This is a genomic window from Streptomyces sp. NPDC014861 (assembly GCF_043081625.1).
In the GTDB taxonomy this organism is placed as follows: domain Bacteria; phylum Actinomycetota; class Actinomycetes; order Streptomycetales; family Streptomycetaceae; genus Streptomyces.
This window is the reverse complement of record NZ_JBIBWV010000020.1, coordinates 54,317-75,309: the sequence shown is the minus strand read 5'-3', so window position 1 is coordinate 75,309 and position 20,993 is coordinate 54,317. Positions and strand designations below refer to the sequence as shown.

General features: G+C 72.0%; 15 protein-coding genes. 10 read left to right on the top strand and 5 right to left on the bottom strand.

Going from position 1 to position 20,993, the window contains the following annotated elements:
• Positions 1-310: 310 nt before the first annotated feature.
• Together ACF1BN_RS29185 and ACF1BN_RS29180 are read right to left on the bottom strand one after the other, a co-directional pair.
• Positions 311-1,498, bottom strand: coding sequence for a trypsin-like serine peptidase (locus ACF1BN_RS29185; RefSeq protein WP_392334583.1), 1,188 nt, complete (start codon positions 1,496-1,498; stop codon positions 311-313).
• Between the two features lie 97 nt (positions 1,499-1,595).
• Positions 1,596-2,771 carry a trypsin-like serine peptidase gene (locus tag ACF1BN_RS29180; protein ID WP_392334582.1) on the bottom strand — a complete coding sequence of 392 codons (1,176 nt, stop codon included), beginning with the start codon at positions 2,769-2,771 and terminating at the stop codon, positions 1,596-1,598.
• A gap of 539 nt (positions 2,772-3,310) precedes the next feature.
• On the opposite strand from ACF1BN_RS29180, the gene ACF1BN_RS29175 reads away from it, so the two are divergent.
• The 5 genes from ACF1BN_RS29175 to ACF1BN_RS29155 all read left to right on the top strand — a co-directional run bounded on the left by ACF1BN_RS29175 (position 3,311) and on the right by ACF1BN_RS29155 (position 11,523).
• Complete coding sequence (locus ACF1BN_RS29175) at positions 3,311-4,720, top strand: diaminobutyrate--2-oxoglutarate transaminase family protein (protein ID WP_392334581.1); 1,410 nt, start codon at positions 3,311-3,313, stop codon at positions 4,718-4,720.
• A gap of 38 nt (positions 4,721-4,758) precedes the next feature.
• The gene (locus tag ACF1BN_RS29170) at positions 4,759-6,642 is read left to right on the top strand and encodes an IucA/IucC family protein (protein ID WP_392334580.1); all 1,884 of its coding nucleotides are present in this window, start codon (positions 4,759-4,761) and stop codon (positions 6,640-6,642) included.
• Between the two features lie 106 nt (positions 6,643-6,748).
• Entirely contained in the window at positions 6,749-7,621 is an 873-nt protein-coding gene (locus ACF1BN_RS29165; RefSeq protein ID WP_392334579.1) for a GNAT family N-acetyltransferase, read from the top strand.
• Between the two features lie 60 nt (positions 7,622-7,681).
• Entirely contained in the window at positions 7,682-9,499 is a 1,818-nt protein-coding gene (locus ACF1BN_RS29160; RefSeq protein ID WP_392334578.1) for an IucA/IucC family protein, read from the top strand.
• A 50-nt stretch (positions 9,500-9,549) separates the two neighbouring features.
• Positions 9,550-11,523 (top strand): ATP-dependent DNA helicase, encoded by a 1,974-nt coding sequence (locus ACF1BN_RS29155; RefSeq protein WP_392334577.1) that lies wholly within the window; start codon positions 9,550-9,552, stop codon positions 11,521-11,523.
• A 130-nt stretch (positions 11,524-11,653) separates the two neighbouring features.
• Here the strand turns inward: ACF1BN_RS29155 and lexA are convergent, their stop codons facing one another.
• Positions 11,654-12,442: a transcriptional repressor LexA gene (gene lexA / locus ACF1BN_RS29150; protein ID WP_031010805.1), complete on the bottom strand. Its 789-nt coding sequence runs from the start codon at positions 12,440-12,442 to the stop codon at positions 11,654-11,656.
• A gap of 436 nt (positions 12,443-12,878) precedes the next feature.
• On the opposite strand from lexA, the gene nrdR reads away from it, so the two are divergent.
• Together nrdR and ACF1BN_RS29140 are read left to right on the top strand one after the other, a co-directional pair.
• Positions 12,879-13,385, top strand: a complete 507-nt coding sequence (nrdR, locus tag ACF1BN_RS29145; protein ID WP_030495087.1) for a transcriptional regulator NrdR — start codon at positions 12,879-12,881, stop codon at positions 13,383-13,385.
• A 173-nt stretch (positions 13,386-13,558) separates the two neighbouring features.
• Positions 13,559-16,456: a vitamin B12-dependent ribonucleotide reductase gene (locus tag ACF1BN_RS29140; protein ID WP_392334576.1), complete on the top strand. Its 2,898-nt coding sequence runs from the start codon at positions 13,559-13,561 to the stop codon at positions 16,454-16,456.
• Between the two features lie 66 nt (positions 16,457-16,522).
• Here ACF1BN_RS29140 and ACF1BN_RS29135 read toward each other — a convergent pair whose 3' ends face one another.
• Complete coding sequence (locus ACF1BN_RS29135) at positions 16,523-17,050, bottom strand: TerD family protein (RefSeq protein WP_392334575.1); 528 nt, start codon at positions 17,048-17,050, stop codon at positions 16,523-16,525.
• Between the two features lie 242 nt (positions 17,051-17,292).
• On the opposite strand from ACF1BN_RS29135, the gene ACF1BN_RS29130 reads away from it, so the two are divergent.
• Entirely contained in the window at positions 17,293-17,898 is a 606-nt protein-coding gene (locus ACF1BN_RS29130) for a YdbC family protein (RefSeq protein WP_392334574.1), read from the top strand.
• Between the two features lie 4 nt (positions 17,899-17,902).
• On the opposite strand, the gene ACF1BN_RS29125 is transcribed toward ACF1BN_RS29130, so the two are convergent.
• Positions 17,903-18,580 (bottom strand): TetR/AcrR family transcriptional regulator C-terminal ligand-binding domain-containing protein, encoded by a 678-nt coding sequence (locus ACF1BN_RS29125; protein WP_392334573.1) that lies wholly within the window; start codon positions 18,578-18,580, stop codon positions 17,903-17,905.
• A gap of 50 nt (positions 18,581-18,630) precedes the next feature.
• On the opposite strand from ACF1BN_RS29125, the gene ACF1BN_RS29120 reads away from it, so the two are divergent.
• Positions 18,631-20,289 carry an ABC-F family ATP-binding cassette domain-containing protein gene (locus ACF1BN_RS29120; protein ID WP_392334572.1) on the top strand — a complete coding sequence of 553 codons (1,659 nt, stop codon included), beginning with the start codon at positions 18,631-18,633 and terminating at the stop codon, positions 20,287-20,289.
• 33 nt (positions 20,290-20,322) lie between these two features.
• Positions 20,323-20,982: a histidine phosphatase family protein gene (locus ACF1BN_RS29115; protein WP_392334571.1), complete on the top strand. Its 660-nt coding sequence runs from the start codon at positions 20,323-20,325 to the stop codon at positions 20,980-20,982.
• The last annotated feature ends 11 nt before the right edge of the window (positions 20,983-20,993 follow it).

Below are 20,993 nucleotides of genomic sequence, written 5' to 3'. Positions count from 1 at the left end.
CTCTCCCCCCCGGTCGCCCCTTTCTCCGCCGCGCCCCCCCCCCCCCTCCCCCTTCCCCGGTCCCACGCCTTCCCCGGTCCCACGCCTTCCCCGGTCCCACGCCTTCCCCGGTCCCACGCCTTCCTCGGTCCCACGCCTTCCTCGGTCCCGCCCGTCGTCGTCCCGCCCGCGACGGCCCGCGGGTCAGCGCGCTCGGGTCAGTGCGCCTGGGCCGGCCCCGCTCGGGGCGGCCCCACTCACGACGACTCGCGGGTCGGCTCGCCCGGGTCGTCCCGCTCGGCCCGCGGGTCGGTTCGCGTCCGGGATCGCGTCAGCGGGCGAACTTCTCGCTGACCATGTCGTACGCGTCCTCGGCGCCCCGGCCGAGCTGCGGACCGGCAAGCCAGCCGTTGCCCCGCGCCGGGCCGATCGAGGTGTTCGACACCAGCGCCGTCTTCCCGCCGGGCAGCGCGCGGAACCAGCCGCCGCCCGACGAACCCGCCGTCATCGTGCAGCCGATCCGGTACATCACCGGCGTCGCCGGCGCCACCGTGAGCCGCGAGGCCCCGGTCAGGCACTTGTGCATGATGACGCCGTCGTACGGGGCGGCCTGCGGGTAGCCCCAGGCCCCCACGGTCCCGGCCCGGGACGGCGCCGGGGCGGAGAAGTCGACGGGCAGCGCCGCGCCGACGGTCTCCTCCAGCGACTTGCCGCCGCGCTGCGGCTGCACGTGCAGGACGGCGTAGTCGTACGCCCACGCCTGGTTCGTGCCACCGCGCCCGATCCACTCGCCCGAGGTCACCGCCCAGTCCGCCCAGTACTGGCCGTACGGGTAGACCTCCTGCGACCGCGCGCCGCGCAGCGCGGCCGGGGACTTGCCCAGGTCGTTGAAGGCGGGGACGAAGGTGATGTTGCGATACCAGCCGCCCCGCTCCCCGGCGTGCACGCAGTGCCCGGCCGTCCAGACCAGGTTCGACCTACCGGGCCGGCGCGGATCCTTCACGATCGTGCCCGAGCAGACCATCGACCCCTCCGGGGAGTCGAAGAAGATCTTGCCGACCGGGGCGGCGTTGCGGTGGTACGGCGTCTTCTCCCGCTGCGCCGTCACCGGCCGTGGCACCGGATCCGAGCCGGAGGTCCCGGCCTGGGCGGTGATCGTCGGGTCCGGGCTCTTCGCCGACTGCATGCGCGCCGGGTCCCACAGGTCGTCGATGACCGGGTTGACGAAGTCCTCGGCCTCACGCAGCCAGGTGGAGGTGTTCCAGTCCTTCCACCCGCCCCGTTTCCAGGCCTCGACGTCGACACCGTGCTTCTTGAGCTTGTCGGCGAGCTCGCCGGCGAGGTCGCCCGCGCCGGTCCCGGTGCCGCCGTCGCCGCCCTCGGTCGGCGCGGGCGCGGAACTGCTCGCCCCGATCGGCCTGTCCGAGGCCTGTGTCCCGCCGGGCCCGCAGGCCGTGACCGTCAGCGCGAGCACCGTCGCCGTGCCGAGGGCCGCGGGTATGAGTCGTACAGAGCGCATGTGGTGGTGTCCCCCTGAAAGATGTCCTGAGCGAGCGGAGGGAGGCGGGACCGCACCGGTCCCGCCTCCCTCCGCTCACACGCCGTGGCTCAGCGGCTCACTGGCCGGCGTACTTCTTGCTGACCTCGTCGAAGATCGCCTTGGCCTCGGGGCCCAGTCGCGGACCCGCCAGCCAGCCGGCCGTCGACGGGCCGATCGAGGTGTTCGACACCAGCGAGGGCTGTCCGTCCCTGCCCGTGGCGACCCAGCCGCCACCGGACGAACCGGCCGTCATCGTGCAGCCGATGCGGTACATGGTGGGCTGCTCCGCCTTCAGCGACAGCCGGCCCGGCTTGTCCGCGCACCGGAACATCTTCTGGCCGTCGAACGGCGGCGCCGCCGGGTAACCGGTCGCGGTCATGTCCGCGATCTTCGGCACCGCGGGGGCGTTGAAGTCGACCGGCAGGGCCGTGCCGACCGTCTCCTCCAGCGACTTGCCGGACGAGCCCTTCTCCGGGGTCACCTGGATGACCGCGAAGTCGTACGGGGCGCCCGCGCCGCCGGTGGACGCGCCCTGCGCGATCCACTCGTCGGAGGTCTTCACCCAGTCCGCCCACCACACGCCGTACGGGGCGATCTGCTCGCGCGAGGCCTTCTCGAGGGCGGAGGTCTCCATCGCGGCGTCGTTGTAGGAGGGGACGAAGGCGATGTTGCGGTACCAGCCACCCTCCTTGCCCTTGTGGACGCAGTGGCCGGCGGTCCACACGAGGTTGGACTTGCCCGGGTGGGCCGGGTCCTTGACCACGGTCGCGGAGCAGACCATGGAGCCGTCGGGCCCGTCGAAGAACACCTTGCCGGACGCGGGCGAGTTGGCGTGGTACTTCGCAGGGACGGCCTTGGCCTTCACCGGGTCGGGCGTCGGGTCGGTGACCCCCTCGTCGCCCGAGATGTCCTCCTCCTCGACCGGCCGCTCGGGACGCTCGGCGTCCCTCATCCGGTCCGGGTCCCAGAGGTCCTCGATGATCGGGTTGACGAAGTCCTTCGCCTCACGCAGCCACTTGTCCTTGTCCCAGTTCCGCCACTCGCCGTCGCGCCACTTGTCGACGTCGATCCCGTGGTCCTTCAGCCGCTGCTTCAGGTCCTCCGGAATCTTGATCTTGTCGACCGGGTTCTCGTTCACCGGCGCGCTGGGCTTGTCTCCCGCGTTCTCCTCGCTCGGGCCGCAGGCCGTCGCGGTGAGCGTCAGCGCCGCGACGGCGGACGCCGCCATCAGCAGCGGACGAATCGATCGCATCTCGTGATCCCCCTGGGACTACGTCAACTGGTGCATGTCTGAGCATCGCTCGCACTCGTGTCCGGACGGACACGGGAGCGACGGCCCCCACTATGCCGGTGCCGGAGGGGACGGTACGCGCCCCGCCCGCGGTTCCGGAGCCGGTATGGCCGTTGCCATGCCGTGATCCACGCCACGCCAAGGATCTTGCCTCCGGCCCGTGTTCCCGGGCAGTTCCCGTCGTTGGTACGTACGGGGGACACAACGACACCGCCCGGACCGGTCTTTGGGCGCGGTCCGGCGGCCCTCCGATGTGCAACGCAACCGTTATCGCGGGAGGACACCGAGCCGTGGCCGTGACCGAATCAGCGCCAGCCACCTCCCCCACCCACCCCGTGACCCCCCCGACCCAGCCCCCGCCCCCGGAAACGGCCCGGCCCGTCCCGACGCCCCCGCCCCTGACCCCGAGGACGCCCCCGCCCACGGAGGCGACACCACCCCCGGACGGCGAGGCGCACGTCGGAGGCCGGGCGCCGGCGCCGGAGGGGGAGGGGGAGGCCGTGAGGAGGCCCGCCGCCTCGACCCGGCGCGGATACGGCACGGTGGCGGGCGGCGGCTACGAGGCCATCCTGAGGCGGCAGGCCCAGCGCGAGTCCAGCGCCCGCACGTACGCCCGCTCGCTGCCGATCGTCCCGGTCCGCGCCCGCGGCCTGACCATCGAGGGTGCCGACGGCCGCCGCTACCTCGACTGCCTCTCCGGCGCCGGCACCCTCGCGCTCGGGCACAACCACCCGGTCGTCCTGGAAGCCATCCACCGGGTCCTCGACTCCGGAGCCCCCCTCCACGTCCTCGACCTCGCGACCCCGGTGAAGGACGCCTTCACCTCCGAACTCTTCGCCACCCTCCCGCCGGAACTCGCCGCCGACGCCCGCATCCAGTTCTGCGGCCCCGCCGGGACCGACGCCGTCGAGGCCGCCCTCACCCTGGTCCGCACCGCCACCGGCCGCAGCGGCCTCTTCGCCTTCACCGGCGCCTACCACGGCATGACCACCGGTGCCCTCGCCGCCTCCGGGGGTGCCGAGGACGTCCGGGTCACCCGCCTCCCGTACCCGCAGTCCTACCGCTGCCCCTACGGCGTCGGCGGCGAACGCGGCGCCGAACTCTCCGCCCGCTGGACCGAGACCCTCCTCGACGACCCCAAGAGCGGCGTCACCACCCCGGCCGGGATGATCGTCGAGGCGGTCCAGGGCGAGGGCGGCGTCCTCCCCGCCCCCGATGCCTGGATGCGCCGCATGCGGGTGATCACCGCCCGGCATTCGATCCCGCTCGTCGTCGACGAGGTCCAGACCGGCGTCGGCCGCACCGGCGCCTTCTGGGCCGTCGAGCACAGCGGAGTCGTCCCCGACGTGATGGTCCTCTCCAAGGCCATCGGCGGCTCCCTCCCGCTCGCCGTCGTCGTGTACCGCTCCGGACTCGACGCCTGGGAGCCCGGAGCCCACGCCGGCACCTTCCGCGGCAACCAGCTCGCCATGGCCGCCGGCACCGCGACCCTCGCGTACGTCCGCGAGAACCGGCTCGCCGACCGGGCCGCCACCCTCGGCGCCCGGATGCTCGGCCACCTCCAGGGCCTCCAGGCCGCCCACCCCTGTGTCGGCGACGTGCGCGGCCGCGGCCTCATGATCGGCGTCGAGCTCGTCGATCCCGGAGCCTCCGGACCCGACGAACCCGTCCCGCCCGCCGCCCCGGCCCTCGCCCGCGCCGTCCGACGCGAATGCCTCGCCCGCGGACTCATCGTCGAACTCGGCGGCCGACACTCCGCCGTCGTACGCCTCCTCCCCCCGCTCACCCTCACCGACGAGCAGGCCACCGCCGTCCTGGACCGTTTCGCCGACGCCCTCGCCGCCGCCGAGCGGGCCCACGTCCCCCGGCCGCCCGCCCCCCACCGGCCCGTCCCCGGCCCGTCCCACTGACCCGGACCGCCCCCGGCCCCCTCTCCAAGGAATCCCGCGTGAACGCCACCCCCACCTCCCAGGTGCCCGAGACCGAGACCCGCCCCGACGCCGAGGAGCGCACCGTCCCGCGCCAGCACCCCGGCCCCACCCCTCTCCGGCCGACCCGCCCCGGAGCGGCCCCCGCCACTGCCCCCGGCCCGCACCGGCCGGCCACCACCACCGCCGACCCGCTCGACGACCCCGACCCCCAGCGGGCCGCCGACACCGCCGCCGTCGAGAACCTCCTCCGCTGCTGGGTCCGGGAGAAGAACCTCCCCGCCCCCGACACGGCCACCCTCCGCATCCCCCTCGACGCCAGCGGCACCGCCCTCCTCGTCCCCGTCCGCTACTGGTCGCCCACCGGCTGGCACCGCTTCGGCGCGCCCGTCCTGGAGAGCCTCCCCTCCAGTGCTCCGGCCGTCGACGCCGTCACCCTCGCCGCCCTCCTCAGCCGCGAGACCGGCCGCCCCGAGGCCACCGAACTCGTCGGCCGCGTCGCCGACTCCGCCCGCCGCACCGCCGACTTCCTCGTCGCCCGACGCCGCGACCCCCGGCCCCACCCCGACGCCGACCTCTTCCTCGCCGCCGAACAGTCCCTCCTCCTCGGCCACCCGCTCCACCCCACCCCCAAGAGCCGCGAAGGACTCTCCGAGGCCGAGGCCCGCCTCTACTCGCCCGAACTCCACGGCTCCTTCCCCCTCCACTGGTTCGCCGTCGACCACTCCCTCCTCGTCTCCGACTCCGCCTGGACCGAGCAGGGCCGCCCCGTCACCGCCGAACAGCTCGCCGCCGGCCTCGCCGAAGGACTCGCCCACCCCACGGGCACCGCCCCGCTGCCCCTGCACCCCTGGCAGGCCCGCGAACTCCTCCACCGCCCCGACATCCGCGCCCTCCTCGACCAGGGCCTCCTCCACGACCTGGGCCCGCACGGCAGCCACTGGCACCCCACGTCCTCCGTCCGCACCGTCCACCGCCCCGGCGCCCGCGCCATGCTCAAGCTCTCCCTCGGCCTGCGCATCACCAACTCCCGCCGCGAGAACCTCCGCAAGGAACTCCACCGCGGCGTGGAGGTCCACCGACTCCTGCGCACCGGACTCGTCGACGACTGGCAGGCCGCCCACCCCGGCTTCGACATCGTCCGCGACCCCGCCTGGCTCGCCGTCGACGCACCCGACGGCACCCCCGTGCCCGGACTCGACCTGATGATCCGGCACAACCCCTTCGGGCCCGGAGACGACGCCGTCTGCCTCGCGGCCCTCACCTCCCCCCGTCCCCGGCCGGCGGACACCGGCATGAGCTCCCGCCTCGCCGACCTCGTCGGCCTCCTCTCCGCCCGCACCGGCCGCCCCGTGGCCGCCGTCTCCGCCGAGTGGTTCCTCCGCTACCTCGACCAGGTGGTCCGCCCCGTCCTCTGGCTCGACGGCCACGCCGGCATCGCCCTGGAAGCCCACCAGCAGAACACCCTCGTCCTCCTGGACGCCGACGGCTGGCCCACAGGCGGTCGCTACCGCGACAACCAGGGCTACTACTTCCGCGAGTCCCACCGGGCCGAGCTGGAGAGCCGCCTCCCCGGCATCGGCACCCACAGCGACACCTTCGTCTCCGACCAGGTCACCGACGAGCGCTTCGCCTACTACCTCGGCATCAACAACGTCCTCGGCCTGATCGGCGCCTTCGGCGCCCAGCACCTCGCCGACGAGCGGGTCCTGCTCGCCGCCTTCCGCTCCTTCCTCTCCTCCGCCACGGGTCTCGGCTCACCCCTTCCGCACCGCCTCCTCGAAGCGGCCACCCTCCGCAGCAAGGCCAACCTCCTCACCCGCCTCCACGGCCTCGACGAACTCGTCGGCCCCGTCGACACCCAGTCCGTCTACGTCACCATCACCAACCCCCTCCGCACCTGAGCCCCGACGGCCCACCACGCGCCGTCCGCCGCTCCCGGCCCAGTCCACCGGCCCATCCCCGACCACCCACAGCGGGGACGCCCCCGAACCATGGAAGACCCGCCCCATGTCCATACATCCGGAGCACAGACACGACGCCGGCACCACAGCCGCCGGCCGGCCACCGACCGAATCGGCGGGCGACGACACCCTCGACCTCCGCGTCGACGACCTCGTCGCCCTCCTCGCCGGAGCCCGACCCGGCACAGACCCCACCACCGGACCCGGCACCGCTCCCACCACCGAACCCGGCACAGACCCCGCCGCCGGGCCCGGCACCGAACCCGAGACCGATCTCGGGATCGTTCCAGGGGCCGACCGGCGCGCGAACCACGGCAGCGATACCGGCGTCGACGGCCGTCTCGACGGCGACCTGCTCGACTCCGTCGCCTCCTGGGCATCGGCGGACACCCCCTTCGGCAGCTTCCGCCTCGTCCCCGTCCGCCCGGGCCGCGACCTGCCCCTGCTCACCCGGTGGATGAACGACCCCGCCGTCGCCGCCTTCTGGGAACTCGACGGACCCGAGACCGTCACCGCCGATCACCTCCGCGCCCAGCTCGAAGGCGACGGCCGCAGCGTCCCCTGCCTCGGCGTACTCGACTCCACCCCGATGAGCTACTTCGAGGTCTACCGCGCGGACCTCGACCCGCTAGCCCGCGCCTACCCGGCCCGCCCACACGACACGGGTATCCATCTCCTCCTCGGAGGCGTCGCGGACCGTGGCCGCGGCGTCGGCACCGCACTCCTGCGGACCGTCGCCGATCTCGTCCTCGACCACCGTCCCCGCTGCACCCGCGTCGTCGCCGAACCCGACATCCGCAACACCCCCTCCGTCTCGGCCTTCCTCAGCGCAGGCTTCCGCTACGCCGCGGAGATCGACCTGCCCGACAAACGAGCCGCGCTCATGATCCGTGACCGGGCCCTACGTCACGTTCTGTGAACACCCTCTGCCTTTGATACACCGCTCGACCCACACCGGTTCCCACTTCGAGGAGTCTTTGTGACGCCGTCCCCAGCACCCCACGACTCCGCACGACCCGCGGCGGCCCCCGCCCCCGAACTGCTCGCGCCCCCGGAGCTCAACCCCACCTCCTGGGCCCGCGCCTCCGCCCGTACCCTCGCCAAGGCGCTCGGCGAGTTCGCCTACGAGGAGATCCTCCAACCCGTCCCCGTCGGCGGCGACACCCCCGACCGGTACGCCGTCACCCTGGACGACGGCACCACCCTCGCCTTCACGGCCCGCCGCGGCGCCTACGGCAGCTGGCGCGTCGCACCGGACACGATCACCCACGACGAGCGGCCGCTCACCGACCCCCTGGTCCTCCTCGTGGGCGCCCGGCGGCTCCTCGACCTCGACGGCGCCACCCTCGGCCACCTCATCCGCGAACTCTCCACCACCCTCGCCGCCGAGGCCCGCCTCGACCACACCGCGCTCACCGCCGACCGCCTCGCCGACCTCCCGTACGCCGAACTCGAAGGCCACCAGACCGGACACCCCTGGCTGGTCCTCAACAAGGGCCGCATCGGCTTCTCCGCCGGCGACGCCGCCCACTGGGCCCCCGAGGCCCGCCGCGCCACCCGTCTCCCGTGGATCGCGGTCAGCGACCGCCTCGCCGCCTACCGAGGCGTCGCGGGGCTCGACACCCCCGAACGCCTCTACGCCCGCGAACTCGACCCGACCGTCCGGGAGGCGTTCCGCGCCGAGCTCACCACCCGCGGCCTCGATCCCGACGCCTATCTGCTGCTCCCCGTCCACCCCTGGCAGTGGGACGAGGTCCTGCTCCCGCTCTATGCCCCCGCCATCGCCGCCGGGGACATCGTCCCGCTCCCCGCCGACGGCGACCTCCGCCTTCCGCAGCAGTCCATCCGCACCTTCCTCAACACCACCCGCCCCGAACGGCACACCGTCAAACTCCCGCTCTCCGTCCTCAACACCCTCGTCTGGCGCGGCCTCCCCACCGAACGCACCCTCGCCGCCCCCGCCGTCACCGCCTGGGTCCACGGCCTGCGCGACGCCGACCCCTTCCTCCGTGAGGAGTGCGGAGTGATCCTCCTCGGCGAGGTCGCCTCCGTCACCGTCGAGCACCCCCTGTACGACCACCTGCCCGAAGTCCCTTACCAGTACAAGGAACTCCTCGGCGCGATCTGGCGCGAACCGCTCCGCCTGCCGCCCGGCGAGCGCGCCCGCACCCTCGCCGCCCTCCTCCACACAGACCCCGACGGACGCGCCTTCGTCGCCGCCCTCGTCGAGCGCTCCGGACTGGACCCCGCAGTATGGCTGCGGCACCTCTTCACCGCCCTGCTGCCGCCCCTGCTCCACTTCCTCTACCGCTACGGCACGGTCTTCTCCCCGCACGGAGAGAACGCGATCGTCGTCTACGACGAGCAGGACGTTCCCGTCCGCCTGGCGATCAAGGACTTCGTCGACGACGTCAACGTCAGCGCCCGCCCGCTCCCCGAGCACGACGCGATGCCCGACGACGTCCGTGCCGTCCTCCTCACCGAGGAGCCCGGATTCCTCACCCAGTTCATCCATTCGGGGCTCTTCGTCGGCGTCTTCCGCTACCTCGCCCCGCTGTGCGAGGAACAACTCGACGTACCCGAGGACATCTTCTGGGCCCTCGTCCGCGCCGAGATCCTCCGTCACCAGGAGCGCTTCCCCGAGCTGAAGGAACGGTTCGAGCTCTTCGATCTGCTCACCCCGCGGATCGAACGGCTCTGCCTCAACCGCAACCGGCTGCACATGGACGGCTACCGGGACCGCTCCGACCGCCCGCACGCCGCCGTCCACGGCACCGTCCCCAACCCGCTCGCGTGATCGGCGGGAGTGCCCCCGCTGTCGGTGCCGCCCCGTAGGCTGGGAACGCTATGACGAAGCCATCCCTCCCCGACCTCCTCCACGCCGCCGTCGCCGCTGTCGGCGGTACGGAGCGGCCCGGCCAGGTCACCATGGCCGAGGCCGTGGCCGAGGCCATCGACGACAATTCCCACCTGCTCGTACAGGCGGGCACCGGCACCGGAAAGTCGCTCGGCTATCTCGTGCCGGCGCTCGCGCACGGGGAGAGGGTGGTGGTGGCCACGGCCACCCTGGCGCTCCAGCGCCAGCTCGTCGAGCGCGACCTGCCGAGGACGGTCGACGCCCTGCACCCGCAGCTGCGCCGCCGCCCGCAGTTCGCCATGCTCAAGGGCCGGTCGAACTACCTGTGCCTGCACCGTCTCCACGAAGGCGTCCCGCAGGACGAGGAGGACGGCCTCTTCGACGCCTTCGAGGCGGCCGCTCCCACCAGCAAGCTCGGCCAGGACCTGCTGCGGCTGCGCGACTGGGCGGACGAGACGGAGACTGGTGACCGGGACGATCTGACGCCCGGTGTCTCCGACCGCGCCTGGGCCCAGATCTCGGTCTCCTCCCGGGAATGCCTCGGCGCGAGCAAGTGCGCGTACGGGGCGGAGTGCTTCGCCGAGTCGGCCAGGGAGCGGGCCAAACTCGCCGACGTCGTGGTCACCAACCACGCCCTGCTCGCGATCGACGCGATCGAGGGCGCCCCCGTGCTGCCCCAGCACGAGGTGCTGATCGTCGACGAGGCCCACGAGCTGGTCTCCCGGGTCACCGGGGTCGCCACCGGCGAGCTCACCCCGGGGCAGGTGAACCGGGCGGTCCGCCGCTCCGCCAAGCTCGTGGACGAGAAGGTCGCCGACCAGCTCCAGACCGCGGCGGAGGGCTTCGAGCGGGTCATGGAGCTCGCGCTCCCGGGCCGTCTGGAGGAGATCCCGGAGGACCTCGCGTACGCGCTGATGGCCCTGCGTGACGCGGCGCGCGCCGTGATCACGGCGCTGGGGAACACCCGGGACCGGTCGGTGCAGGACGAGGACGCCGTGCGCAAGCAGGCGATGGCCTCGATCGAGACCGTGCACGGTGTAGCGGAGCGGATCACCCAAGGCTCGGAGTGGGACGTCGTCTGGTACGAGCGGCACGACCGCTTCGGCGCCTCGCTGCGGGTCGCGCCGCTCTCCGTCTCCGGGCTGCTGCGGGAGAAGCTCTTCAACGAGCGCTCCGTCGTCCTCGCCTCGGCCACGCTCAAGCTCGGCGGCGATTTCAACGGGGTGGGCGCCTCGCTGGGCCTCGCACCGGAGGGCATCGCCGGAGACGACCTGCCCGTATGGAAGGGCCTCGACGTCGGCTCGCCGTTCGACTACCCCAAGCAGGGCATCATGTACGTCGCCAAGCACCTGGCCAAGCCGGCCAGGGACGGCGACCGCGGCGACATGCTCGACGAACTCACCGAGCTGATCCAGGCGGCCGGCGGCCGGACCCTGGGCCTCTTCTCCTCGATGCGGGCGGCTCAGCTGGCGGCGGAGGAGCTGCGGACCCGGATCCCCGAGTTCCCGATCCTGCTCCAGGGCGAGGACACCCTGGGCGAGCTGATCAAGAACTTCTCCGCGGACCCGCGGACCTGCCTCTTCGGCACCCTGTCGCTGTGGCAGGGCGTGGACGTGCCCGGGGCCAGTTGCCAGCTGGTCGTCATGGACAAGATCCCCTTCCCACGCCCCGACGATCCGCTGATGAGCGCGCGGCAGAAGGCGGTCGAGGAGGCCGGGGGGAACGGCTTCATGGCCGTGGCGGCGACGCACGCGGCGCTGCTGATGGCCCAGGGCGCCGGCCGCCTGGTCCGGGCGACGGGCGACCGAGGCGTCGTGGCCGTACTGGATCAGCGGCTCGCCACCGCGCGGTACGGCAGCTATCTGAAGGCCTCCATGCCAGATTTCTGGTACACGACCGACCGTAATCAGGTGCGGAAGTCGCTGGCGGCGATCGACGCGGTCGCGAAGGCGGACGGCGCCTGAGAGGCGCGCGGACGCATGTCGGCCCCGGCGGATGCCGGGGCCGGACGCGAGCCGGAGGAGCGGGACGTACAGCGGGCCCCGGGACCGGCGCAGTGGGTCCCGGGGCCCGGTCAAAGCCGGCGGGGTGAGGTCACACCCGCCGCAGCACGGCGACCACCTTGCCGAGGATGGTGGCCTCGTCACCGGGGATGGGCTGGTAGGCGGCGTTGTGCGGGAGCAGCCAGACGTGGCCGTCCTCGCGCTTGAAGCGCTTCACCGTCGCCTCGCCGTCGAGCATGGCGGCGACGATGTCGCCGTTCTCCGCGACGGGCTGGCGGCGGACGGTGACCCAGTCGCCGTCACAGATGGCGGCTTCGATCATGGAGTCGCCGACGACCTTGAGGACGAAGAGTTCACCGTCGCCGACCAGCTGCCGGGGGAGGGGGAAGACGTCCTCGACGGATTCCTCGGCCAGGATGGGGCCGCCGGCCGCGATCCGGCCGACCAGCGGCACGTACGACGCGGCGGGCTTGCCGGTGGTGTCGGTCGGCTGGGTGCTGGGCTGGTCCGAGCCGCGGACCTCGTACGCCCGGGGGCGGTGCGGGTCCCGGCGGAGGAAGCCCTTGCGCTCCAGGGCCATCAGCTGGTGCGCCACCGACGACGTGCTGGAGAGGCCCACCGCCTGACCGATCTCGCGCATCGACGGCGGGTAGCCGCGCCGCTGGACCGAGTCCCGGATGACTTCGATGACCCGGCGCTGGCGGTCGGTGAGGCCGGAGCTGTCGGCCCTGATGCCTGGAGGCCTCCCGGGGAGGGCTCGGGCGGGGCGCCCGGGCTCCTCGCCGTTCATGGCTGTGTCGTTCATGGCGTGCACCGGCTCGAGTCGGCCCTGGGAGCGGTCCTGGGCGGTGATGGTGGCGCTGTCTGCGGTGGTGGTCACGTCGTCGGCCCCTCTCGAATGGTCTCCCTGGCTGGCACAACGGTAGTAGCTTTCGAAAGGTTGCGCCAAACACACGTTCGAGTGAAAATCCGCAGATTGCCTTACGCGTGTACGGGTGGGGGTGTATGGGTGCGGCTCCCCGGAGTCCGGCGCCGCCCTTACGGTAGCCTTCGCCGCTGGGCTCTCCGGCCCCGGCGCGCCCTCCCAGTCTCCCATCCGAGGAGCACGGACGCGGCTCCGGGGGCCTCGCGACACGCGGGGGTGTCGCATCGGGCTCAACCCAAGATCTAGTGGTTGGATGGCATCGGCCACCCAGGGATAGTGGTCCCCGGTCTGCCGGGCCACTATCCATCGCCTATGCTGGTGGTCGCTTCGAGGGCCTTGACGGGCCACGCGGGGCTGTTCAGTCGTGCCGTGAGGAAGAGGGTCGTAACCAATGCACTGCCCCTTCTGCAGGCACCCCGACAGCCGGGTCGTGGACAGTCGCACCACCGATGACGGCACGTCGATCCGACGTCGCCGCCAGTGCACGGACTGCGCCCGCCGTTTCACCACGGTGGAGACCTGTTCGCTCATGGTGGTCAAGCGCTCCGGCGTCACCGAGCCCTTCAGTCGCACCAAGGTCATCTCCGGCGTCCGCAAGGCGTGCCAGGGCCGACCGGTCACCGAGGACGCCCTGGCCAAGCTCGGCCAGCGGGTCGAGGAGGCGGTGCGCGCCACCGGCAGCGCCGAGCTGACCACCCATGACGTGGGCCTGGCCATCCTCGGACCGCTGCAGGAGCTCGACCTCGTCGCGTACCTGCGCTTCGCCTCCGTCTACAAGGCGTTCGAGGGGCTCGAAGACTTCGAGGCCGCCATCGCGGAACTCCGCGTGCGGCCTCCCGCTGAGAACGGCGGGACCGGCACCCCCGAGGTGCCCGTTCCCGCCGGCGCCGCCGACTGACGGCGGCCCGGGCCCGCGCGGCCCGGCGACCGGCCGCCGTGCGGCCGTGAAGACCTGCCCCGGGCGACCTGTGTGCTGCCCGTGGGTCAAGCAGTACAGAACGTAGTACAGAAGACGGTGCTCTGGGATTATCTGGGCGCCAAAGGGTGTTTTGCCCGTATATGGGAGGCGGCATGACAGAGACGGCGAGCGGCCCGGCACGTGGTTCCCGCACCAAGGGAGCCAAGGCGGCGAGCAAGGGCCTGCGGATCGAGCGCATCCACACCACCCCCGGCGTGCATCCGTACGACGAGGTGAACTGGGAGCGCCGTGACGTCGTCATGACCAACTGGCGCGACGGCTCGATCAACTTCGAGCAGCGCGGCGTCGAGTTCCCCGACTTCTGGTCGGTGAACGCGGTCAACATCGTCACCAGCAAGTACTTCCGCGGGGCCGTCGGCACCCCGCAGCGCGAGACCGGTCTGAAGCAGCTCATCGACCGCATCGTGAAGACCTACACGAAGGCCGGCGAGGACTACGGCTACTTCGCGTCGCCGGCCGACGCGGAGATCTTCGAGCACGAGCTCACCTACGCCCTCCTCCACCAGATCTTCAGCTTCAACTCGCCGGTCTGGTTCAACGTCGGCACGCCGCAGCCCCAGCAGGTCTCCGCCTGCTTCATCCTGTCCGTCGACGACTCCATGGAGTCGATCCTCGACTGGTACAAGGAAGAGGGCATGATCTTCAAGGGCGGTTCCGGCGCCGGCCTGAACCTGTCCCGCATCCGCTCCTCCAAGGAGCTGCTCTCCTCCGGCGGCAACGCCTCCGGCCCGGTCTCCTTCATGCGCGGTGCCGACGCCTCCGCGGGAACCATCAAGTCGGGTGGCGCCACCCGCCGCGCCGCCAAGATGGTCATCCTCGACGTCGACCACCCCGACATCGAGAACTTCATCGAGACCAAGGTCAAGGAGGAGGAGAAGATCCGCGCCCTCCGCGACGCGGGCTTCGACATGGACCTGGGCGGCGACGACATCACGTCCGTCCAGTACCAGAACGCCAACAACTCCGTCCGCGTGAACGACGAGTTCATGAGGGCCGTGGAGACCGGCGGCTCGTTCGGTCTGCGCGCCCGCATGACCGGCGAGGTCATCGAGAAGGTCGACGCCAAGTCGCTCTTCCGCAAGATGGCCGAGGCCGCGTGGGCCTGCGCCGACCCGGGCATCCAGTACGACGACACGATCAACCGCTGGCACACCTGCCCCGAGTCCGGCCGCATCAACGGCTCGAACCCGTGCAGCGAGTACATGCACCTGGACAACACGTCCTGCAACCTCGCCTCGCTGAACCTCATGAAGTTCCTCAAGGACGACGGCAAGGGCAACCAGTCCTTCGAGGTCGAGCGCTTCGCCAAGGTCGTCGAGCTCGTCATCACCGCGATGGACATCTCCATCTGCTTCGCCGACTTCCCGACCCAGAAGATCGGCGAGAACACCCGCGCCTTCCGCCAGCTCGGCATCGGCTACGCCAACCTCGGCGCCCTGCTGATGGCGACCGGCCACGCGTACGACTCCGACGGCGGCCGTGCCCTCGCCGGTGCCATCTCCTCCCTGATGACCGGCACCTCGTACAAGCGCTCCGCCGAGCTCGCCGCGGTCGTCGGCGCCTACGACGGCTACGCCCGCAACGCCGAGCCGCACCAGCGCGTCATGAAGCAGCACGCCGACGCCAACGACGTGGCCGTCCGCGTGGACGACCTCGACTCACCGATCTGGGCCGCCGCCACGGAGGCCTGGCAGGACGTGATCCGCCTCGGCGCCAAGAATGGCTTCCGCAACGCCCAGGCCTCGGTCATCGCCCCGACGGGCACCATCGGTCTCGCGATGTCCTGCGACACCACCGGTCTCGAGCCCGACCTGGCCCTGGTCAAGTTCAAGAAGCTCGTCGGCGGCGGCTCGATGCAGATCGTCAACGGCACCGTCCCGCAGGCCCTGCGCCGCCTGGGCTACCAGGAGGAGCAGATCGAGGCGATCGTCGCCCACATCGCCGAGAACGGCAATGTGATCGACGCTCCCGGTCTCAAGACCGAGCACTACGAGGTCTTCGACTGCGCCATGGGCGAGCGCTCCATCTCCGCGATGGGCCACGTCCGCATGATGGCCGCCATCCAGCCCTGGATCTCCGGCGCCCTCTCCAAGACCGTGAACCTGCCGGAGACGGCCACGGTCGAGGACGTCGAGGAGGTCTACTTCGAGGCGTGGAAGATGGGCGTCAAGGCGCTCGCGATCTACCGCGACAACTGCAAGGTCGGCCAGCCGCTCTCCGCCAAGAAAAAGGAGGACGAGAAGGCCGAGGTGACCGCGAAGACCGAGGCGACGATCCGCGAGGCCGTCGAGAAGGTCGTCGAGTACCGCCCCGTCCGCAAGCGCCTTCCCAAGGGCCGCCCGGGGATCACCACCTCCTTCACCGTCGGTGGCGCCGAGGGCTACATGACCGCCAACTCCTACCCGGACGACGGTCTCGGCGAGGTCTTCCTGAAGATGTCGAAGCAGGGCTCGACCCTCGCGGGCATGATGGACGCCTTCTCCATCGCGGTCTCCGTCGGTCTGCAGTACGGCGTCCCGCTGGAGACGTACGTCTCGAAGTTCACCAACATGCGCTTCGAGCCGGCCGGTATGACCGACGACCCGGACGTGCGGATGGCGCAGTCGATCGTCGACTACATCTTCCGCCGCCTGGCGCTGGACTTCCTGCCCTTCGAGACCCGCTCCGCCCTCGGCATCCACTCTGCCGAGGAGCGCCAGCGTCACCTGGAGACGGGTTCGTACGAGCAGTCCGTCGACGAGGTCGAGCTGGACGTCGAGGGCCTGGCCCAGTCCGCTCCGCGCACCCAGGAGCTGAAGGCCGTCGCCGCCCCGGCGGTGCAGGTCGAGGTACCGGCCCCGAAGCAGGCGCACACCTCCGCCGAGCTCGTGGAGATGCAGCTCGGCATCAGTGCTGACGCCCCGCTCTGCTTCTCCTGCGGTACGAAGATGCAGCGGGCCGGCTCCTGCTACATCTGCGAGGGCTGCGGCTCCACCAGCGGCTGCAGCTGATCGAGGCCGAGACGAAGGGGATCGACCGTCGCGGTCGGTCCCCTTCGTCGTGCGCCGTGCCCGAGGTCAGGCGCCGGGGGAGCCCATGAGGGAGCCGAAGGTCGCGGGGTCCGCGTCGAAGGCCCGCCGCAGGGGACGGAGGGTCCAGCCCGAGGCGTCGCGGACGAACTCGACGACGGTCGCCGCCGTGGCGTCCGCCGCGTCGGCGAAGTCGTCCGTGAGGAGTTCCGTGTAGCCCTGGCGGACGCGGACGGATGTCTGGGCGATACGGCCGAAGACCACGCGGCCGCCGCCCTGTTGTATCGCCACGCCGACCACCACGCGCACGTACCGGTCGGCCAGCCGGTCCAGTTCGAGCGTCATCGCTTCGTCGTAGCCGAAGCCCTGTCCCGTACGGCTGTCGCGGTTGAGGGTGATCGTCCCGTCGGGGGAACGGCTGCCGAAGTGGACGAGCTGAGCGGGGGTGCCGTGGAGGTCGTCGGCGGTGAAGACCGCGGCGACGATGTCGAGGTCGTGCACCGGCTCGCCCGCCGGTGCCGGATCCCACTTGAGCGCCACCTCGACCTTGCCGACGCCCTTGTTGAGTCCGCTCATGGTGTCTCCCCTTTCCCCGACTCCCCACGGAGACCCGTCGCCCCGGGCCCCACTTCATGGTGTCACGCACGTACGACAGTTGGGCGCCGGCCGCCCGCCGAGTGCGGCGCGGGGGCGAGGTCGTGCCGGATCTCGCCTCCTGACTGGCGCGAATGGATCGGGTGTCTGACGGCATCTCATGTCGCTCTTCCCGCTGGTGCGACGGTCTGCCGGGGCGCTCCTCGGACCCGTACGATGGCGCGGTGCTGGTCAAGTGGATTCGCTGTGCCGTCGTGGACCGTCGAGGGTTCGAGCGGGGGCAGCGGAAGTGGGCGGGGCTGCTGGGGGAGCCGGGATTCCGGGGGCAGGGCGGAGGTTGGAGCCGGGCTCGTCCCGAGATCGCGCACGTCTTCTCGTTCTGGGAGAGCCGTGCCTTCTACGACTCCTTCATGGCGCGGTCGCACGACCGGCTGGCCGCCGCGCAGTCCGGCACGTACAAGGACGCGCAGGTCAAGCTCTTCGACCATCGCTTCGACGTGAAGACCGGTTTCGAGCCGAGGTTCTCCGACGCGGACGTGGCGCGGGTGGCGCACTGCCGTGTCCACGAGGAGCGGGTGGAGCACTTCGCGCTGATGCAGGAGAAGGTGTGGAATCCGGCGATGGCCGGCTCTCCGGGCATGCTGCGCGGGCTGTTCGGCGAGGCGCCGGGCCACGAGTTCCTGGTGCTGTCCCTCTGGAACTCCGCCGCGGAGCACGGCAAGTACCGCGAGGAGCGGGTGGAGCGCCTCGGCCTGCGGGCGCAGACCGAGGCGGACGTGGCCGCCCTCTCGGGTGATGTGGTGAGGCTCGAACCCACCTGGACCGTCTGAACCCTCAGTCCCCGGTCGAGTCCGGTCCTGCGGGGCGGCCGGGCGGGGCGGGTGCTCTCCGGCTGAACACCCCTGCCTCCACGGCTGCCAGGGCGGCGTCCGCCGCCTGGTCGGCCAGCTCCGTGTCGACGGCTTCGCGAGTGACGAACAGACGGAGGAAGAGCGGGGCGGAGACCGCGCGGACCACCGCGCCGGCGTCCGTCGAGGCGGGTGCCTCGCCCCGGTCGACCGCCCGGGCCACGACCACCTCGCAGCGGCGGAACCGCTCCGCGTAGAAGGAGTGCAGGGCGTCCGCGGCGCGCGCCGACTGGAACGCCGCGCCGACGAAGGCGGTGGGCGCCGCGGCGCCGGCCGGGTCCTTGAACCCCTCGACGACCTCTCGGGCCAGGGCGCGCAGGTCGTCGGCGAGGCGGCCGGTGTCCGGCGGGGCCCAGTCGTCCTCGCCGGCGAGGGCGAGCGCGTCGGCCACCATGCCCTCCACGCCGCCCCAGCGGCGGTACAGCGTCGTCCTGTGCACTCCGGAGTGCTCCGCCACGTACTCCACCGTCAGGGACGGGTACCCCTGCTCGGCCAGGCCGGTGAGGACGGCGTCGCGCACGGCGGCCCGGGTGCGGGCGGTACGTCCGCCGGGGCGCCGACTGCCCGGGGCGGGTGCGCCGGGCTCCTCGGTCGAATCGTTCAATTGCTACTCCCGTTGCATTAGTGACTCCGAGTGTGCCACACTCGGAGTTAATGCAACAAGTGTTGTGTTTGGCCTCATCGCCTGGAGGTGCCGTGCCCGCACAGATCTCGCTCCACGACGTGACCGTCTCCCGAGGGGAGCGGACGCTCCTCGACCGCGTCTCGCTGTCCGTCCGCCCCGGCGAGCGGGTCGGGATCGTGGGGGAGAACGGCGCGGGCAAGTCCACCCTCCTCCACCTCCTGGCCGGCTCGATCGCGCCGGACGAAGGCCGGGTCGTCACCCGGACCGAGGACGGCATACAGCTCCTCCGCCAGACCCCGGAGCTGCCGCCCGAGTCCACGGTGGCCGATGCCGTCGACACGGCCCTGGCCGACCTCCGGGCCATGGAGGAACGGCTGCGCGTCCTCGAAGCCCGCCTGAGCTGCGGAGACCCCGCCGACCTCGCCGCGTACGGAGAGCTGCTCACCGCTTACGAACTCCGCGGCGGATACGAGGCCGACGCCCGCGTCGACAAGGCGTTCCACGCCCTGGGGATCGCCGGGATCCCCAGGGACCGCCGGCTCGGCACTCTCTCCGGCGGGGAGCAGGCCCGGCTCGGGATCGCCTGCGCCGTCTCCGCAGCCCCCGAGGTGCTCCTGCTCGACGAACCCACCAACCACCTCGACCCGGCCGCGCTCGACTGGCTGGAGGAGTCCCTCCGCGGCCACCGTGGAACGGTCGTCGCCGTCTCCCACGACCGCGTCTTCCTGGAGGGCGTCACCACCGCCCTCGTCGAGGTCGACACCGACCGCAGGGATCTCGTGCGCCACGGCGACGGGTACGCGGGCTTCCGTGCCACCCGGGAAGCCGCACGCCGACGACGGCGGCAGGAGTTCGAGGAGTGGCGGGCCGAGACGGAGCGCCTGGAGACGTACGCGGAGGGCGCGGCCCACGCCGTGGCCGCGGGCCGGGACAGGAAGGACAACAACAAGATGGCCTACGACCGGGCCGGCGGCCGGGTCCAGGCATCGGTCTCCGGCCGGGTCCGCAACGCCCGGGAGAGACTGCGCCGGCTCAGGGAGGAACCGGTGACCGAGCCGGCGCCGCCGCTCGCCTTCGCCGCCCGACCCGAGACCGGTGGCGCCGAGGGCGAGCTGATCTCCCTCGAAGGGGTACGGATCGGCAGCCGCCTCGCCGTCGACACCCTCGCGCTCGCGGCGGGCGAGCGGCTCCTCGTCCACGGGGGCAACGGCGCGGGCAAGTCGACACTGCTCCGCGTCATGGCGGGTGACCTGGAACCCGACCGGGGCGAGGTGAGACGGCGGGGCCGGACCGGTTTCCTGGCCCAGGAGGTCACCGTCCGCAGGCCGGCCGAGCCGCTGCTCGCCGCCTTCGGCCACGGGCTGGCGCTCGGGCTCGACGAGGACGGACTGACCGAACGGATCCTGTCGTACGGCCTGTTCCGGCCGGACGACCTCACCGTGCCCGTCGGCGCCCTCTCGGCCGGCCAGCTCCGCCGGCTCGCGCTCGCCCGGCTGCTCGCCCGCCCCGCCGACCTGCTGCTTCTCGACGAACCCGCCAACCACCTCGCCCTCGGCCTGGTCGAGGAACTGGAACAGGCGCTGGAGGAGTGGCCGGGGGCGCTCGTGGTCGTCTCGCACGACCGTGCGCTGCGGCGCAGGTTCACCGGACGGATACGCCGGATGGACTCCGGCCGCCTCCTCGACTGAGCCGAACGGGGCGGCTCCCTCTAGGGTCGGAGCATGGCACGACCGCGGCGCATCGTTCTCGTACGGCACGGAGAGTCCGAAGGCAATGTCGACGACACCGTCTACGAACGGGAGCCCGACCACGCCCTCCGGCTCACCGGGACCGGCCGTCACCAGGCGGAGGAGACGGGGGAGCGGCTCAGGGAGCTCTTCGGCGACGAGGCGGTCAGCGTGTACGTCTCGCCCTACCGCCGCACCCACGAGACCCTGCAGGCCTTCCGGCTGCCGCTCGGACAGGTCAGGATCCGCGAGGAGCCGCGGCTCCGGGAGCAGGACTGGGGCAACTGGCAGGACCGCGAGGACGTCCGCCTCCAGAAGGTCTACCGGGACGCGTACGGACACTTCTTCTACCGCTTCGCGCAGGGGGAGTCGGGAGCCGACGTGTACGACCGTGTCGGAGCGTTCCTGGAGAGCCTCTACCGCAGCTTCGAAGCCCCCGACCACCCGCCGAACGTCCTGCTGGTCACCCACGGCCTGACGATGAGGCTCTTCTGCATGAGGTGGTTCCACTGGAGCGTGGCCGAATTCGAATCACTGTCGAACCCGGGCAACGCCGAGACCCGGGTCCTGCTGCTCGGCGAGGACGGGCGCTACCGCCTGGACCGCCCGTTCGAACGCTGGTGTACCCCGGAACCGTACGGCCCCACCGGATAGAGTGGCGCACC